Raw genomic sequence first — 16,682 nt, forward strand, 5'->3', positions numbered from 1 at the left:
TAGGCCGTTCGTTACTTTTTGATGGCTGCCTCGATCGCTTTGTTGGAGTTTTCTTCCGCGTCGCGCAGGGCGGTATTGACATCCTTCTTGCCGGTAGCCACATCGACGATCGCGACGGAAAGCTGCGAACGGACCGTTCCGTCGAACTTCGTTACGAGAATCGGTTTGCCGATCGTATCGGCGAAGACGGCTTTCGCGTAATTGGTCCCTTTCAGGAACGGAAGCTTCGTACCGAACTCTTTCACGACCGCCTCCGATTTCAGCACCGGCACCCGGCCCGCGCGCGCGTTTTCCGCCTGCATTTCGTCCGAGAGGAAGAACGAGATGACTTTAAACGCGGCATCACGCTGCTGGCTGCTCGGCGGAATGGCAAGGAAAGGCGCATTCATCTGGCCGCCGGCATTCTCCATGCCGGTAAAGCGCGGATTCGATACGGCGTCCCAACCCAGCCCTTTCTCGATCGCGGCCGGCAACAGCTCGAGCGGACTCGGACCGCCTCTCATCGCGAGCGTTTGTTCCTTAAAGAACAAATCGTCCTCTTTGGCGTTCACGATATCGTTGTTGTTGATCTTGTAGAAGCCGGCCATCGTATCCAGCCATTTTTTCCAGCTGTCCGTATTGATTGTCGCTTTGTTCGTGTTCGGATCGACGAATGTGAGGCCCATTTGGTTTTTGTAGATCAGGTTCAATCCGGAGTATGCATACCCCCTGTATTGAACGCCTCCTTCCGTACGCGCCACCTTCTTGATCAGATCGCTCATCTGATCCCAGGTCATGCCGTCTTTCGGGTAAGCAACGCCGAATTTATCGAAAATGTTCTTGTTGTAGATGAGTACATTGTTGTTCAGCTCGTACGGCATAACCGGCACTTCGCCTTTGCCGGAATACATCCGCGCCGATTCGAGTACGCCCGGCGCAAGCCGGTTCAGGTCGAATTTGTATTTGGCGATCATATCGGACATATCGGAGGTGAGCTGAAGATCGAGCGCCTTGAACAGTCCGCCCGCCGAATAGGCGATCAGGTCGAGCTTGACGCCGGAAGCGATCAAGCTTTCGATCGTCTCCTTCATGTACGGGTTCAATTCGATGTTGTATTTCTCTTTGATTTTGGCTTTCCACTCATCCATCAGCGAGCCGGAATACCCGTTGTAGAAAAAGTTGACGGTCACCGTTTCCTTGAACTTTTCGTTAATATCGGCGGCTTTGTTTGCCGCCGGCGGCTCGCTTGCTTTGCTGTCTGGGCTATTCGAGCCGCTTTGCGAACCGCAGGCGGCGAGCAGAGCGACAAGCGGCAGCATAACCATACCTTTTTTCATATAAGTCTTCATGTGAGAACTCCCCCTCTAATCGGCTGTATGTCGTGTCAACGATGCTCCCACGCAAGCTCGATACCTTGCTTGACGAGAAGCTGCTGGAACTGCTCGAGCAGTTGCTTATTGCCTCGGACTTCGCGGGGCTGAACGTTGCGATCCAGGCAAAATGCGGCCAGCAAGCCGGCCGATTCGCCGATGTTCCACTCGACCGGATGGAGCCGGTAGCACCCGTTCGTAATGTGCGTCGTGCCTATGTTTTTGCAGGCTGGGAGCAAATTGTTCATCCGGACCGGGATCAGGCTGCCGAGCGGAATTTGAAACGGCAAAGGCGAGAAATGAATATAGTTGCGGTTGCCCGTGCTTGGGTGCAGATCGATCGCATAATATCCGATGCCGACCGAGTCCCCGAACTGCTCCGCTCGGCCGTCGCTGTGGAAAGGAGCGGTAATATGCTGCTCCAGCACGGTAAAATCGGCCCGGATCCGCCGCGATTCGCGAATATACGGATATTTGGCGAGGCCGTCCGCGGTGCCGAGCACGTCTTTGCGGAGCCGCAGCCCGGGATAGCCGATTTTGCCGTCCGGGCGGGGCGCTTCCGTCTGCAGCCAATACAGCAGCGACAAGCTGAGCTGCTTGGCCCCTTCCAGATGGCGGGCTTTTTCTTCTTCCGGGACGTCGATGACAGGACCGAGAAAATAGTCGTTTTGCGGCCAGTTGACGAGCGTGATATCGCTTTCATACGTGCCCGGATCGAAATTCGTTTTATCTGCGATGCGCCGGTAGGTGAACAGCGGATAACATTCTTTCTCCGGGAACAAGACGTATTGCCTCTTCTCATGCGTAACGGGATGCGGTCCGATCCAATCGAGCAGCTTGCCCGGCCAAAAGTCCGGTTTGTACGTACTCCAGAACGCATAGTCCTTCGGCTTGTCGATCGTATGATCTTCGCCCTCCATGTAGTCCATGGCGAAGCAATACGTAATCGCTTGCATTTCCATCGGATTCGCGGAGCCTTCCAAAGCGCGCGGTTCTCCGGTCTGATCCTGGGATTCCGCTCCCGTGACATATTCCGCCTCCGCGAGCGGCAGCAAGTCCCCGCATTCCGTCGCATCCAGCACATACGGGGCAACAAGCACGGTGCGATCCCCCGACTCCAGGCATCGAACCGTCACCGATCGGACGGAATCTCCTTCCGTTTCGACCGACTCCGCTGCATGGCGGAGAAGTATCGTAAGCCGACCGCTGTGCACATAAGGCGCCGCCATCTGCGTAAGTACCGCGAGCGCCGTCCGCGGTTCGTGACACACTTTGCTGACCGTCGCATTGCCCGGGTTCAATTGCGGATTCGCTCTGGCTTGCTCGGTCATCGGAAAATAAGTGCGGTAATAGTCCCGTACTCCATCCCGGAATCGCCGGTAGCTTCGCGTGCAGCCCGCCGTTTCGATCCAGCGGTGTTCGTCCGGCGGTACGCCTTGGCTCGTAGCTTGACCGCCGATCCAATCCGTTTCTTCCGTCATGATGACTTTCTTCCCGATTGAAGCCGCTGCCAGCGCTGCGGCAAAGCCGCCCAGTCCGCCGCCGATAACGGCTATGTCCGCACGCACTTCCTTGTTCATGTCATCCCCCCGTCTGTTGTATCGATTGCATGAAGAATAAACCTACTATACATCGGGGTTCGTTTTCCGGTCTATTCGATAATAGACGTTACTTTTGTGGATTATCGATCTGTGGGGATAGCAAAAAAAAGGGAACAAGGTTTCCCTCGTTCCCGGAAGAATCGTATTAGAACTCGATGGCCTGCAGGCCGAAAATAAATGAACTTACCTCTCTCACGGAGAGAGAGTTCACCTGAACATTGAGGCCATTTAGTGCAAATAATATTCAAATGTACTTTATATCCGCTGAAATACCGATTATCCGGACGAATATGGTTCAGATGTACCTTATCTCGCTCGCGAAATTGCCGTTCACCCGGCAAACAGGGCCATTCAGCGGAAATAAGTTTCAAATGTACCCTATACTCGCCGAATTACCGATTATCCGTATAAATAAGGTTCAGATGTACCTTATCTCGCTCGCGAAATGAGCACTACAGATTCAACAGCTTGCGTATTTTCAGAGCCGGAAGCGGATTGTTGACGGTCATCAGCATCGAGCCGCAGCCCAGCGCGTAGTGCACCTGTTGATCGCTGTCCGGGCAATAGCACCAAGGAAGCACGCCAAGCTCCCGAAACTCCTTCACCAGCTGCGGCGTCAACAGCTTCATGCTGATCCCGGCCGCCCACATCTTCGATATCGTCCCGTCCGGACCGTGAACATAATTGGACATCAGCTCCGCCGGGAAGCCTTGCGTTTTCAAACGGTACGTATCGAAAATATACCCAAGAACTTCCGCATCGAAGCAGGTGAACACGCATCGCCCCATATACCCGTATTTGTCGAGCAAGGAGATCGCCGCATCGGCCACCTCCTTGGCATCGGCGCTCGGCTTGATTTCCACATTCAGAAGAACGTCCGGATAAGTCGCAAGCAGCCCGCAAAGCTCATCTAATGAAGGAATTTTCAACCCCTCGAACACTTTGCCGAACCAGCCTCCCGCATCGAGCCGTTTCAGCTCCTCCGCCGTATAGTCGCTCACTTTGCCGGAGCCGTTCGTAGTCCGGTCTACCGTCGCATCGTGGATGACCATAACGACTTTGTCTTTGGAGAAGCGGAGATCGAATTCCAGCATGTCGACCCCAAGCTCCAGCGCCTGCCGGAAAGCGAGCAGCGTATTCTCGGGGTAATCGGATTTCCATCCCCTATGTCCGGCCACAATAAGCGATTCGTTATGCAGCAGTTTGTCGATCATCTCCATGTTCCCCTCCTACTGGAATAGGGAAGATCCAGCCGTTTACGACGGACTGGACTTCCACTGCGTTACCAATGAAAATCGAGCAGCGTTTTTCGCCAGTCCCGGTGTGCCAATGCGGATTCCATTGCTTTTGCGAAGTCGTCCCCCGTACTCACCGCAGTGTACGCATCCGGAAGCAGCTTCCTTAACGTGGACTGACAATCCGCGTCTTCCATCACCTGCAATACGTCCCGAAAGTCTTTGTCCGAGCTGCGGCTGCTGCCGTGAATCGTAATCCCCTTCTCCAGCACATCGCGCGTATTGATCGGGACAAGCTCTTCGCTGACCCCCATCGCGATCAGATGTCCGCCGTACTTTAGAAGATCGATCCCTTGGTTAATCGCGCTCTCGCTAAAACGTCCACCCGTACATTCCACGACAATATCCGCCTTGCTCCCGCCGGACCGGAAATCGTAGCTCTGCACCATCTCGGTCGTAGCAAACGTGAACTGGTCCAGCTTCTCTCGGATCGCGCCGAATACGGTCAATCGGTTCCGGTCGACACCGAAGGCGTGATGCAGCATGGCGGCCGTCAAATACCCTACGGGTCCGTCTCCGAACACGGCGACCCGGGCTTCTCCCAGCTTGTCTCTTACCGCCCGGAGTGCCCGGAAAGAGACGCTGCACAGCTCAGACAATACGGCGATCTCATCCGGAATGGATGCGGGAATCGGAATGGCGCACAGTTCCGGCAGCACCAGCCTGCTCTGGGCTATTCCATCCGTACCGCTTCCGAGAAAACCGCCGCGCGAGCAATAGTTGTCCGCAATTTCGCCACGGCATGCCGGACAGCATTGCTCAGGCTCCAAACCATGAAGCAGATAGCCCGGCAAATAAGGAACGATAACGACTTTCTGCCCGATCGGCAGCTTGGCCGAAGCACCTCCGACGACCGTTCCGATCCCTTCGTGAAGCAGAGCCATCGGCAGCTTTTTGGCCAGCACCTCCGGCTTCCTATGCCCGCCGAAATAACGAAGATCGGCATGGCAGATGCTCGCCAGAGTCGGCTCGATGACTACGAATCCGCTGCGTACGCTCCGATCGACCATCAGCTCCTGAACGACATGCGGCTCGGTCAAACGAAATGTTCGAGAATGCACGGTTTCTGTTTCTTTAGTTGTCACTCCCATTATAGCACCTCCATATGAACATAAAAACAACAAAATAAACAAACAATTACGCTCATAAATGTTTACTATTGCGCATCAAGAGTAACCCGCGTACACTTTCTTGTCAATAAGGAACTTTATATGGATGGTAATTGTTTATTTCAAAAGAATTCAGTTCACTATCATTAAACTTCTGCTCATTTTGCAGCCAACCGTTCTTCGAGAAAGGTCGGATCGTAATCGAAGCCAAAGGTCTGGCCGAACTTGCAGCCTTACTTCTGTAGGACGCCGATGCCCAAATGTTATCAAATCACATGAAAAAGCGGGACCAAATCAGTTATCAATTCACATTCGACCGTTATGAAATGCCATATACGAGACAACGCCGCATCTTCTATACTTGGCTTACCGCGGCAGAAAGTTATCGATTACCATGCCTGTCAAGATCATGCTTTAAGGGAAGCAATGGAAGGAGCAAGCGCAATGCTGCAAGACTGGGAGAAGTTTCGAATCGGCATTCATGATGTAAAAGACCAGTTGAGAGACCACGTGTATGGCCGTTCTTTGAAAGCGTTTGCGGGTGGAGATCAAGCGCGCGACGCGGTGACAAATACGGAGCAGTTGGAAGCCCGCCGCCGGCATATGCGCGAGCGGCTGCTGGCCGAAATCGGCGGCCTTCCTCTTCGGGATACGCCGCTTCATCCGGTCACGACCGGAATAACGCAGCGGGATGGTTACCGCATCGAGAAAATTATTCTTCAATCGATGCCCCTCGTGTACGTGACCGCCCACCTGTATGTTCCCGACGGCCGCGTATCGCCGGACGGGGCGGTACTGTTCGTATGCGGCCACGGTCCGGAAGGCAAGCTGTACCCGAGCTACCAGCGCGTATGCCAATGTCTCGTGCGCGCCGGGCTCGTCGTGCTGGCCATCGACCCGATGGGACAGGGCGAGCGGCTCGGCTATCGCGATCGCGGGTCCGACAAGCCGTTCGCACGGCTGGTCGCGGAGCATGAACATGCGGGCGTGCAATGCTGGCCGCTCGGAGACGGTCTGGCGCGCTATTTCATCCACGATATCGTGCGCGCCGTCGATTATTTGAGCTCCCGTCCCGAGGTCGATCCGGCCAAAATCGGCATGACCGGCAGTTCCGGAGGAGGCACGCAAACGGCGCTCGCGATGATCTGCGAGCCGCGGATCGTCGCCGCCGCTCCCGGGACGTTCATCATGAACCGGGAATCGTATTTGTTCGCCGGTCAGGCACAGGATGCGGAGCAAATATGGCCGAACATGTCGGCCCTCGGGTTCGACCATGAAGATATATTGCTGGCCATGGTCCCGCGCCCGGTCCTGGTGCTCGCCGTCACCGGCGACATCTTCCCGATCGAAGGCACGCGCAGGACGGTAGAGCGAAGCAGACGGTTCTGGGACATGTACGGCTGCGGAGACCGGCTGCAGCTCGCGGAGGATGAATCGCCTCATATGTACACGATTCCGCTCGCCCAGGCGGCCGCCTCGTTCTTCGCCCTCCACCTGCTCGGCAAAACGATCGAGGTGAATGCCGACGGACTCGTCCTGGAGGACGGAAGCGATATCCGGTGCACGGCGAGCGGGCAAGTCTTCGACGATTATCCGGACGCGAGGAAAGTGTACGACGAGAACGTCACCCGGCTCGCGCAGCTGGAAGCGGCACGCGAAGCTTTGCCGGAAACGGAACGGCGAGCGCAGGCTATCGCCTGGATCGACGACCGCGTGCGAAGGCGGCGTCCCGTCTGCGACTTGAACCCCCGTCACCAGCGAATCGGCTCGTGGCAAGGATTGACCGTGCAAAGCAGCATCTGGTGGTCGCAGCCCGGCTTGTTCGGCCACGGTTTCCTGTTCGCGGCGGCGAACCCGGGCCCGGAGAAACGTCCGCTGACTATCGCTTTGTGGGAGGGTGGTACGACACGGCTGCAGGCGCACGAAGACTGGATACGCGGCCGCTGCGCAGCCGGAGAAGCCGTACTCGTGCTGGACGTCGCCGGCAGCGGAGCGCTCGCGCCGAATGCGATCAACGGCAAGCCGCTTCGCGGCGTATTCGGTACTCTGCACAAGCTGAATATGGATTTGCTGTGGCTTGGCGACAGTTTGGCCGCCTTCCGCGCCTACGACGTGCTGCGCGCCGTCGAGTTTGCCCGCAGTCCGCAAGGCGCAGACGCGGCGGAGGTTCGTCTGTATGCCGAAGGGCGTTTCGGCGTATACGCGGAATGGGCCCATGCTTTGCTTGAAGCGGATACGGTACCTCTGGAGACCGCACAGGAATGGGAATCCGTAGCCTCATGGGTGCGCTCGGAGTATTACGACAATACCGGCATCGGCGAATATGTGTTGCCCGGCTTGCTGCGGCACTGCGATTTGCCGGACTTACGGGGTTGGCGGAAATAAGAACCATATTCAATCAGGGGGGAATCACGATGCTTGCCACAAAGATGTCAGGAATCGCTTTATGCCTCGCACTCGCGGCGGTTACGGCTGCCTGCGGAACGGGAGACGTATCCCCGCAACCAAACGCGGGGACCGAAGAAGCCGCGCGGGAAGCGGCGAAGAAAGCGGCGGAAGGTCCCGCGGAGATCGTCTTTTACACGTCCAACGGAGATTCCGAAGAAAACTTCAACCGGCAGTACGGCGACGCGCTGCGCAAAAAGTTCCCGCAGTACACGATCAAGTACATTTTGAGCGGAGCCAAGGGCCAGTCGCTGGAGACGCTGCTCGCTTCCAAAACCCGGTTCGACGTCTTCATGCAGGCCCCCGGCTTTTTCGAATCGCAGGCGTATCCGGCCGGCATCCAGTACGATATGACCGGACTGATCAAAACGCATCAGCTCGATTTGAACCGTCTTGATCCGGCGTCCGTAGAGTACGTCAGGCAAAGCTCGGAAGGCAAAGCTTATTTTTTGCCGATTCAGCTCGAAGGCATGGTGCTCTTCTATAACAAGTCGCTGTTCGACAAATTCGGCGTTCCTTATCCTTCCGACGCGATGACATGGGAGCAGATGTGGGACAAGGCGAAGCTGCTGACGCGCAAGGAAGGCGGGGTGCAATATTTCGGCTTCGGCACCAACTCCAGCACGATTCAGGGCATGAACCCGCTCTCCATCCCGCTCGCCGATCCGAAGACGGATACGCCGACGATCAACAAGGACGAGCGGTGGAAACGGTTCTATGACTATTTCTACGAGCAGCCGAACAAAATACCGGGCTACCGGGATGCGATTCTGGAGAAGATCAAAGGCTTCCCTACGCTAGATATGTTCGTCAAAGACCAGACCGTAGCGATGTTCGCCTACCAGTCCGGGCTGATCAACGTCTGGGAGGAGCAGCTGAAAGCGTTGAATTGGGATATCGTTGCACTGCCGCCATTGCCCGGACAGCCGGGAATCGGCAGCATGGCGACGCCGAAGCTGTTCGGGATTACGTCCATGGCCAAGGATAAGGACGCGGCGATGATCGCCATCCAGTATTTGCTGTCCGACGAGCACCAGAAGGAGTTGGCTCGCAAAGGCATCACGCCGATCGTCACGTCCGATGCGGTCAAGAAGGAATTGGGTAAAGATTCCGTATACAAGGACCGCAACTGGAACGCGCTCGTCCAATACAAGTTCGCCCCGCTTGCCCTCAGACCGGCTTACTACTCGCAGCTCAATGCGATTTACCAGAAGCATTTCAAGGCGGCCTCCCTAGGAGAGACCGATTTGAACTCCGCGCTGCGCTCGGCCGAGGAGGAAGCGGTCAAAGCGATCGCCGAGTTCAAAAATAAATAAACGATTAAAAAAATCTCCCGGCCTTCGAATAGGGCCGGGAGTATTTTGTGTAACTCATGAAGACGCCGACGAGTAGACGACAGGAAAATGCTGCCCCGACAAAATGTCCCCCGGCCGAACCTCGACATAATCGTGCATCACATGGCTGGAAGTTGGCTCGTACCGGGTGTGCCCGGGCATGTAATGCACGGCGATCGCCCTCCGTTTCCGCTCGGAACGGTTGTGAGGGCTGCCGTGCCAGGTCAGACAATGATGATAGCCGACCTGTCCTTTCTTGATCTCGAAAGGAACAGCCTCAACGACGGCATCGGCCGGAAGCAGAGCCGGCTCCTTATGATACGGCTTAAATTCCTTCGTGCTTGCCACATATTTCATCTGGTTGCCCCACTTATGGCTGCCCGGCACCATCCACATACAGCCGTTCTCGATGACCGCGTCGTCGAGCGCCACCCAAGCGCTGACCAGATCGGCGGGCTGTATGATCGGCCATAGCGGGTGGTCTTGATGCCAGCCGGTCGGCCCTCCCGATACAGGCGGCTTGTACTGGACCTGATCGTGCCATATCCGTAGCGTATCGGTGCGGCACAGCTGGGCGATTTCTTCGCATAGCACCGGGTGGCAGGCATGCCGGTAAAACAAATCGCTGGCCATCCAAATGTTGACGATTTGCACCACTTTCTCGTCGACGCTCATTTTCATATTATCGTACAGCTTCGACTCGCCCCCACGCATATTGCGATTGAGAACGGGCCGTTTGACGGATTTGCCGTCCATGACCAGATCGAGCTCCTCCCGAAGCCGCTCCACCTCTTCGTCTCCGAGAATGACGCCCCCTTTCAGAAAACCGTTCTTGTCGAACTCCTCCACCTGCGCCGCGCTCAGCATCGTATACGCACCTTCTTTACTTAAGATGAGTTGCGCTTTAAGCTTAAAGCAAGTGACGCATCCGCGTATTTGCAACTGTTCCACCAATTTATTGCAATTTTTCAAGATCGGATTCGAGGGGATACGCTATGCTTATCGGGGATTGGTACAGGTTGACCCCTACCGTCAATTTTGCAAGCCGGGCCGTCACGGCCTACAAGACACAATGGGGACCGCGCCTCATTCCGGATTATCAGCTCTATTATGTCGTGTCGGGGAGCGCTTCTCTGAAGCTGGGCTCCGTCCGGTTCGAGGCGGCGCCCGGCGACTTCCTGTTATACGGACCGGATTATCCTCACTTGCTGTCCGCAGCGGAACGGACGGATTATTTTAGCTTGCACTTTTGCTGGAATAATCCGTCTCCGCTCCCTGTCCATCCGGCCGGCGGCATTCGGGATTTTGCCGCATTGGACGATTCGCAGCCCGCAGCGACTTACCAATTGAACGCCGCAGGTTACGGCGAAATTCCGGTGCCCCGTCACTTTACGGCTCATGGGCTGGAGCCGCTTCTGATGCGGCTCGTGAACGAATACCGCCGGGAGCGGCCCGGTTACCCGATGATGCTGAGGGCGCTGCTCATGGAGCTTCTGTCCTCGGTAATCGGCCAGTTGCCGGAAAGGAGCTCTCCGAACCTATCCGAAAGCCGTATCGTTCCGGCGCTTGACGCGATTCGCGATGAGCCGGGACGAAACTGGACGGTATCGGAGCTGGCCCGTCTGTGCGGCTACCATCCGAGCTATTTCACGGACGTATTCCGCAAGGAGCTCGGCAAAAACCCGAAGGCGTACTTGATCGAGGAGCGGATCCGCCGGACGAAGCACGGGCTGCTGCGCGGCGAGAAGCTGGAAGCGCTGGCCGAGCAATTCGGCTATACGAGCGTCCACTACTTAAGCAACCAGTTCAAGAAGGAGACCGGAATGACTCCCGGTCAGTTTCGTCAGCAAGGAGCCCATGCGGAATAACGGAGAAGGATCGCCGCCGCTCGAAAGCGGCAAAAAACGGGGGGGGCGGCATGAAAGACAAGATCGTGATCATTACGGGAGCCAATTCGGGGATCGGTAAAGCGGCGGCGCTCAAGTTCGCGACCGAAGGATATCGTGTCGTTATGGCGTGCCGCAATATGAAGCTCAGTCAAGCCGCACAGAAAGAAATCGCGGAAGCTTCCCATAACCGGAGCGTGGATCTGATGGAGCTCGACGTTTCTTCTTTCAAATCTATCCGCTCCTTCTGCTCGGCCTTTCAAGCCAAATATCCGCGTTTGGACATTTTGATCCATAACGCCGCCTACTTGAGTCATGGGGAGAAAGCGTATAAGCTGAGCCCCGAGCATATCGAATTGTCTTTCGCAACAAACGTGTTCGGTCCTTTCTTGATGACGCGCTTACTCGCGGATCATCTCGGGAAATCGCAAGACCCGAGAATCCTGAACGCCTGCACGACCAACATCAAGCATTTCTTCGACCCGAACCGGACGATCGAGTTCGATAATTTGCGCGGGGAATTCCGCGGCAAGCGGCCTTATAGCATGTATAAAATGTACGGCGACTCGAAAATGGCGCTATTGATGCTGACCTTCAAAATGGCGGAACTATATAAAAGCAAAGGAATCCAAGTCAATGCCCTTCAAATCAACCGGGTCAAATTATCCGAAGCGACGATTCAAAACATGCAATCCTTTTGGAAAGTGCTCGCATGGGTCCAAAATTTGACTAGCCCATTACCTTCGGGCATGGCCGACACTTATTATCATATTTGCACCTCGAATGAATATCGGAATGTCACCGGCCAGCTTATCAACCATAAGAGAGAGATTGTCCGGCCCGCAACGAACGAAAAAGGTATCGCGCAGCTGAAAAACATACTCGGTTCGGGAACCTATCCCGGCTATGCGGCCGATACTCAAAATATCGAGAAAATATGGAGGTTGAGCACTGAGCTAACCGAAGGCTAAAGATGTCCGGGAAGTCCTATTTCAAGGTAGTCTTGCACGATTACTTTCGACACCGATTTCGATGAAAAACCAGGAATCGGAGGATGTCCGTAATTAGGCTAATCTCCCCATGCCGCTTCCAGTTGTTTCCACTATGCTTGGTGGGTACGAACCCATTCAAGGAGGAATGCATGATGTCGAATCCGGAGCTGGAACAATTGGGCAAGCTGATCGCGTCGGACCCCGATCTCCAGAAAGCCGCCTTATCCGGCATTACCAGAGTCATCCACGAGCATATCGATCGGAAGCAGCTGAAAGTCAGTCCGGAACTGATGCAAAGTCTGGGAGCGCTCGAATCGGGCTCCTACTTGAACGAAGCCTACAACGACGATATCATCTTGGTTCGAAGCGTAATTGTGTATGTAAAGGCGCGGGGGCTCGACTTGGCTAACGATCTCGTCCAGCTGCACGAACTCCAGACCCGGGTGGACCATCAACTGACCCGATTGAACTTGAATGGAATCAAGTGAAAAACAAACACACCCCGGGATGATTCGATCCCGGGGTGTGTTTTGTGTAACTCGGCTGCACAGCCATCACCCGATATACACGACGGCCCCTTCACGTTGCAGCGCTTTGGGCAGCTCCGTCTGCAGCAGCTCGATCCGGCTGACCAGCTTTGCCATTCGTTCCCCGCCGTCTTGGCTTAATGCCCATTGCTTCAATCGGGCCAGTTCACCCAGAACCGCCGGCAAATCTTCCTTCATGACGTCGATCCCGGTAGAGAAGAGGGGCACCCACTGCAAGCCCAAAGCTTCCGCCGCCGGCTCCCAGCATTCCGCGAAGAACGCCTCCGCGGCAACGGGTACGTTGTAACGCCGTTCGAAATCATCGACGGGCTCGGGTATAAAAGCGCTGATAGACATCAAGGTTTCCCCCCAAACAAAATGTTAAATGTGTAATCCGGAAATTCGGATCTCAGCTGGTTCAAACTATTCTCGGCGGCGGCTCGGAGCTCCGGGGTGTCTCCATCCAGACGGAATACGAAGTCGCGGATCGACTTGATCTCCTCCAATTTGGGCACTTCGGGAGATCCGTTCGCTGTCGGTCGGGTCGAAGCCGCGTTTTCCATCAAGTTATGAATACGCGTCCGCGTCTTGCCGAGTATTTGCTTGTCGGTAAATTCCTGCGGCGTCTGCGCCGGCTGTCCCGTCCGCGGATTGATGCGATCCAACCCTTTGGCCGTCTTGTCTTCGTAGAAAACGCGGTTCTCCAGATCGATTTCGTCGAACTCGCCAAGCGGATTTCCCCGATGATCGACAATTTCGACCTCGTTGTACTTTTTACCTGCAACCGTTGTCCCATCTTCATTCTCGTCATCGGCTTTATCTTTATTCGGCTTCTCGTCATCGGGCTTCTCCTCCGGCTTCTTCGGCTTATCCGGGGCATCCGGATGATTGCCCGGGACTTTGCCGTCGTTCTTCGGATGTTTCCCCGGCACGTCGACATCCGGCTTCCGGGGGCCCCTCTTGTCGAGAAGCTTGCGCACATAGCCGCGTGCTTTCTTTCCCATCCATCCGAGCGCCCTGCCGAAAGGAATTCGGCTTAGTATAATGCCGGTCGCGACAGCGAGCGCATTTTCGGGCGTGAGCAGCTTCTTCGGATCGCGGATATAACCGGCGATCTCATGTCCGCTGCCGGCGACTCCCGCCACAGTCAGCGCGATGCCGAGGGCGGGCCAGAACCCGACGAACAGCAGCGACAGCGCAAGGGCTCCCAGGATGATCGCCCCCTGCTCGTACCATTCGAGCCGATCCCACCAATTTTGCAAAGAATCGAACAGACAGGCGAAGCAAGCCGTTCCATCGCCGCCGGAGTAAGCTCCCATCCCTGCGAACAGACCGGCGGCGAGCAGTATCGCCGCAAGTCCGGTAAGCACCCGATACAGAAGCTTCATTCGTTCCCGGACGTGCTCCTGTCTGCCGGCCGCCTCCTCGTTTCCATATAGCAAAATAAATCCGAGCTCCCTCCGTTCCCGGTAGAAGCCGAGCCAATGTGCGAATTTCCCCCGGTCCGCGAAGAGGGCCGAGACGATGTTCCACAGCTCGGAAAAAGGATTGAGCGGCAGCTCCTTCGGCAGTGCCGGAAGGCGGCGGCGTACTTTGTTCAGCGACCAGTAATCGGCGGCAACCGATGCCGCAAGCATGATAAGGAATGCCGGCTGCGTCATATATCCGCTTCCGTCCCACTCGTGCAACGCAAACACCCAGTCCGGCAGCCTGTTCTGACCGTTATAGGCGGCGTGATCCAGGATGGACCAGAGCAGAATCAGCACCGGGAACAGAAACACCCAATTCGTCAGTTTTGCCCGCAGCCGGTAAGCGATTCCGCATGCCAGCGCGATCATGGCGGTATGTACGGGATGGCTGACGCACATCAACGACGGCGCCAAGCTTTCTTCGAAGCGTCCGGGAAACAGCGCGAACAAGTCCCAATGGATCGTTTCGCCGCCCAGCAACGTAAAGCTGTAGCCGTATGTATCCGATATTACGCCGGAGTTCAGCCACCGGCGGGAGAGCTCCTCCATCAGTTGGAAGCCGACTCCCGTCGCTGCGCCGATCAGCGTATAGTCGCTCAAGCTTAGGGCGGAAGCGCGGCGCGAGAACAGCAGAAAGACGCCTAGCGGCAGCAGCTTCCACAATTCCTCGAAAATCGGCGTAAGGACGGCAACGGACCAAGTGTCCGACGTTCTCCCGCCGAAGATCGCGTGGACGGCGTTGACCGTAAGCGCCGTGAACGGCACGACAACAAAGACACCGGACAGGACGAACAGCACGACCGGCTTCCACGTCAACGTTTTGCTCCGGCACAACAACCAAAACTGCAGCAAGACATAGAATGACCATAAATACTGAACGAGCATCGTACGCGACTCTTTCATGAAAAACAGGCTTAAAATAAATGCGGCCAAAGAAAGCCATGAAACAATCGTGTACGTCCACCTGATAAACGGATATTTCGCAATCCATGCCCGGCCTATCTGGTAAATGGCCTCAAGCCAATCCCGGACTCCGGTGCGAATGAGCCAAATCGTATTCGTTGCGGTCGCCTCCTCTTGTCAATAGCCCTTCCGTGCAGGCACGACGTCTTCCGTTGGAGACGGTCCGGCTGTTCGGACGCACTTACATCTTATTCACCGGCTTTCAGCAGTTTCAAACACGTTTATTGTATAAATTCGTTATTTTTTTAACGTGCAAACCCATTCTACTCACTTAACGGAACTGTATTTCGCTAACAACGGATGAAACAAGCTTTCCATAAACATAACGGAACTGCAATCCATTATTCAGCTTATTTGCCGCCATCGGAGCACAAAATCAAAGGTTTAGCGCACTGTAGTTCCGCTAACAATCAAATTGGCTGTGAAATGTCCTATTTAGCGGAATACAGTTCCGCTGTCGAGCAAACCGTATTCAAGAAATTTTATAAACTCTAGTATTTACAAAAAATACCCGCACTGCCTGGGACGGCTGCGCGGGTACCGGAGAAATCGACCTTCCTTTAGTTTTCTACGACGATTTTGGCTGCTTGACCGATTGGAGGCAAGCTTTCGGTCAAGATCGGGCCATAAAATGCATACACTTTATCTCCTTGCTTCAGCTGATCCGCGGCAATCGGCTTATTGTCCTTCGTTCCGACAATCGGCGTATCGCTCGCAAGGTTCAGTACGACGGTGTCAAACGATTTGTCGCTAAGCTTATCGCCCTTGATCACTAGACGTATCGTGCCTTTCGTCGAAACCGTAATTTCTTCGATCAGTCCAGCCGTACCCAAAGTTTGTTGAGCGACAGTGCTTTCCTTCACGATAATTTTGTTCGCATTGGTCATCGGCGGCATGCTCATGGCCATAACCCGGCTGTGCTCCGCTTCGATGGACATGCCGAGCTGCAAATCGGCAAGCGTCAGCTTCCGGTTATCGGTCGCCGATACGATTTCCGTTTCGTCGGAAATATTCAGTCGAACCCCATGCCCTATGCCGTTAAGGCCGATCTCTCCGCCTTTATCCCGAGAAGTGATGCTTGTAATCGTACCTTGCTTGGTTGTGGCCGCAGCAGCTTCTTCGCCGCCTTGTTCCTTGGAACGGATATGGATCGTTCCCGTTTCGCTCACCGCAACTTGAACTTTCATCACTTTTTCGAAAAAGGACAGCGGAACATACGTTTTCTCGTTCTTTAACTCCGGCGCGGCGCCGAGCGGAACGAGCATTTTGGCGAAGCTGTACTTGTCTTCTCCGATTTGAAGAGACAGCCGTTGATTCTCCTTGACGAGCTCCAGCGATTGGGTGTCTTGAGTCCAAGTCAGTTGATAGCCAAGAGCCTCGGATGCAACGCGGATCGGCACCATAATTTCGTTGCCGGCACCTATGTATAGCGGATTCGCTTCCGGCGAAAATCCTTTTCCGTTGACGACCAGAATAAATTTCAGACCGCCGTAGGAATCCTGGGGAATGGAAGCCGAGATCGGCATCGGTTTTACCGGCACAGGCTCGCTTGGTGTGGCGGAAACGACGTTGGATGCTAATAGGGCGCCAGCCAAAACAGCCCCGAGTACTTTGAATTTTTTCATGATGCAATATTACCTCCTGTAGTGTAGCTATGTAGGGTAGGAACGATGGGGCCGGTGCTCCATATTGTTGTTCTCTATCTCCTAAAC

Annotated in this window: 13 protein-coding genes; 5 read left to right on the top strand and 8 right to left on the bottom strand. The window is 55.2% G+C overall.

Features of this window, described 5'->3' with window-relative positions; translation table 11 throughout:
• Positions 1–11 precede the first annotated feature (11 nt).
• The 4 genes from FE783_RS15590 to FE783_RS15605 form a co-directional block, all read right to left on the bottom strand.
• Complete coding sequence (locus FE783_RS15590) at positions 12–1,328, bottom strand: ABC transporter substrate-binding protein (RefSeq protein ID WP_138880305.1); 1,317 nt, start codon at positions 1,326–1,328, stop codon at positions 12–14.
• Between the two features lie 35 nt (positions 1,329–1,363).
• A complete protein-coding gene (locus FE783_RS15595) occupies positions 1,364–2,929 on the bottom strand; it encodes an FAD-dependent oxidoreductase (RefSeq protein WP_138880306.1) in 1,566 nt (521 codons plus the stop codon).
• Between the two features lie 473 nt (positions 2,930–3,402).
• Positions 3,403–4,170, bottom strand: coding sequence for a glycerophosphodiester phosphodiesterase family protein (locus FE783_RS15600; protein WP_238403094.1), 768 nt, complete (start codon positions 4,168–4,170; stop codon positions 3,403–3,405).
• 62 nt (positions 4,171–4,232) lie between these two features.
• Positions 4,233–5,336 carry a zinc-binding dehydrogenase gene (locus tag FE783_RS15605; protein WP_138880307.1) on the bottom strand — a complete coding sequence of 368 codons (1,104 nt, stop codon included), beginning with the start codon at positions 5,334–5,336 and terminating at the stop codon, positions 4,233–4,235.
• Positions 5,337–5,798: 462 nt separating this feature from the next.
• Here FE783_RS15605 and FE783_RS37575 point away from each other — a divergent pair, with 462 nt between their 5' ends.
• Both FE783_RS37575 and FE783_RS15610 read left to right on the top strand, forming a co-directional pair.
• A complete protein-coding gene (locus FE783_RS37575; protein WP_158301827.1) occupies positions 5,799–7,739 on the top strand; it encodes an alpha/beta hydrolase family protein in 1,941 nt (646 codons plus the stop codon).
• Positions 7,740–7,768: 29 nt separating this feature from the next.
• The gene (locus tag FE783_RS15610) at positions 7,769–9,115 is read left to right on the top strand and encodes an ABC transporter substrate-binding protein (RefSeq protein WP_158301828.1); all 1,347 of its coding nucleotides are present in this window, start codon (positions 7,769–7,771) and stop codon (positions 9,113–9,115) included.
• Between the two features lie 54 nt (positions 9,116–9,169).
• On the opposite strand, the gene FE783_RS15615 is transcribed toward FE783_RS15610, so the two are convergent.
• Positions 9,170–10,000 (bottom strand): phytanoyl-CoA dioxygenase family protein, encoded by an 831-nt coding sequence (locus tag FE783_RS15615; protein WP_138880309.1) that lies wholly within the window; start codon positions 9,998–10,000, stop codon positions 9,170–9,172.
• A gap of 128 nt (positions 10,001–10,128) precedes the next feature.
• Here FE783_RS15615 and FE783_RS15620 point away from each other — a divergent pair, with 128 nt between their 5' ends.
• The 3 genes from FE783_RS15620 (at position 10,129) to FE783_RS15630 (ending at position 12,499) form a co-directional block, all read left to right on the top strand.
• Positions 10,129–11,001 carry an AraC family transcriptional regulator gene (locus tag FE783_RS15620; protein ID WP_138880310.1) on the top strand — a complete coding sequence of 291 codons (873 nt, stop codon included), beginning with the start codon at positions 10,129–10,131 and terminating at the stop codon, positions 10,999–11,001.
• Positions 11,002–11,051: 50 nt separating this feature from the next.
• Positions 11,052–11,990 (top strand): SDR family NAD(P)-dependent oxidoreductase, encoded by a 939-nt coding sequence (locus FE783_RS15625; RefSeq protein WP_138880311.1) that lies wholly within the window; start codon positions 11,052–11,054, stop codon positions 11,988–11,990.
• Between the two features lie 170 nt (positions 11,991–12,160).
• On the top strand, positions 12,161–12,499 hold the full coding sequence (locus tag FE783_RS15630; RefSeq protein ID WP_138880312.1) for a hypothetical protein: 339 nt from the start codon (positions 12,161–12,163) through the stop codon (positions 12,497–12,499).
• A gap of 66 nt (positions 12,500–12,565) precedes the next feature.
• Here FE783_RS15630 and FE783_RS15635 read toward each other — a convergent pair whose 3' ends face one another.
• The 3 genes from FE783_RS15635 to FE783_RS15645 form a co-directional block, all read right to left on the bottom strand.
• Positions 12,566–12,895, bottom strand: a complete 330-nt coding sequence (locus FE783_RS15635; protein ID WP_138880313.1) for a hypothetical protein — start codon at positions 12,893–12,895, stop codon at positions 12,566–12,568.
• Entirely contained in the window at positions 12,895–14,892 is a 1,998-nt protein-coding gene (locus FE783_RS15640) for a PrsW family glutamic-type intramembrane protease (protein ID WP_138880314.1), read from the bottom strand. The genes FE783_RS15635 and FE783_RS15640 overlap by 1 nt, the downstream gene beginning before the upstream one ends.
• A 638-nt stretch (positions 14,893–15,530) precedes the next feature.
• Entirely contained in the window at positions 15,531–16,595 is a 1,065-nt protein-coding gene (locus tag FE783_RS15645) for a copper amine oxidase N-terminal domain-containing protein (RefSeq protein WP_138880315.1), read from the bottom strand.
• Positions 16,596–16,682 lie beyond the last annotated feature (87 nt).

Source organism: Paenibacillus mesophilus, from assembly GCF_005938385.1.
Classification (GTDB): Bacteria; Bacillota; Bacilli; order Paenibacillales; family NBRC-103111; genus Paenibacillus_AB; species Paenibacillus_AB mesophilus.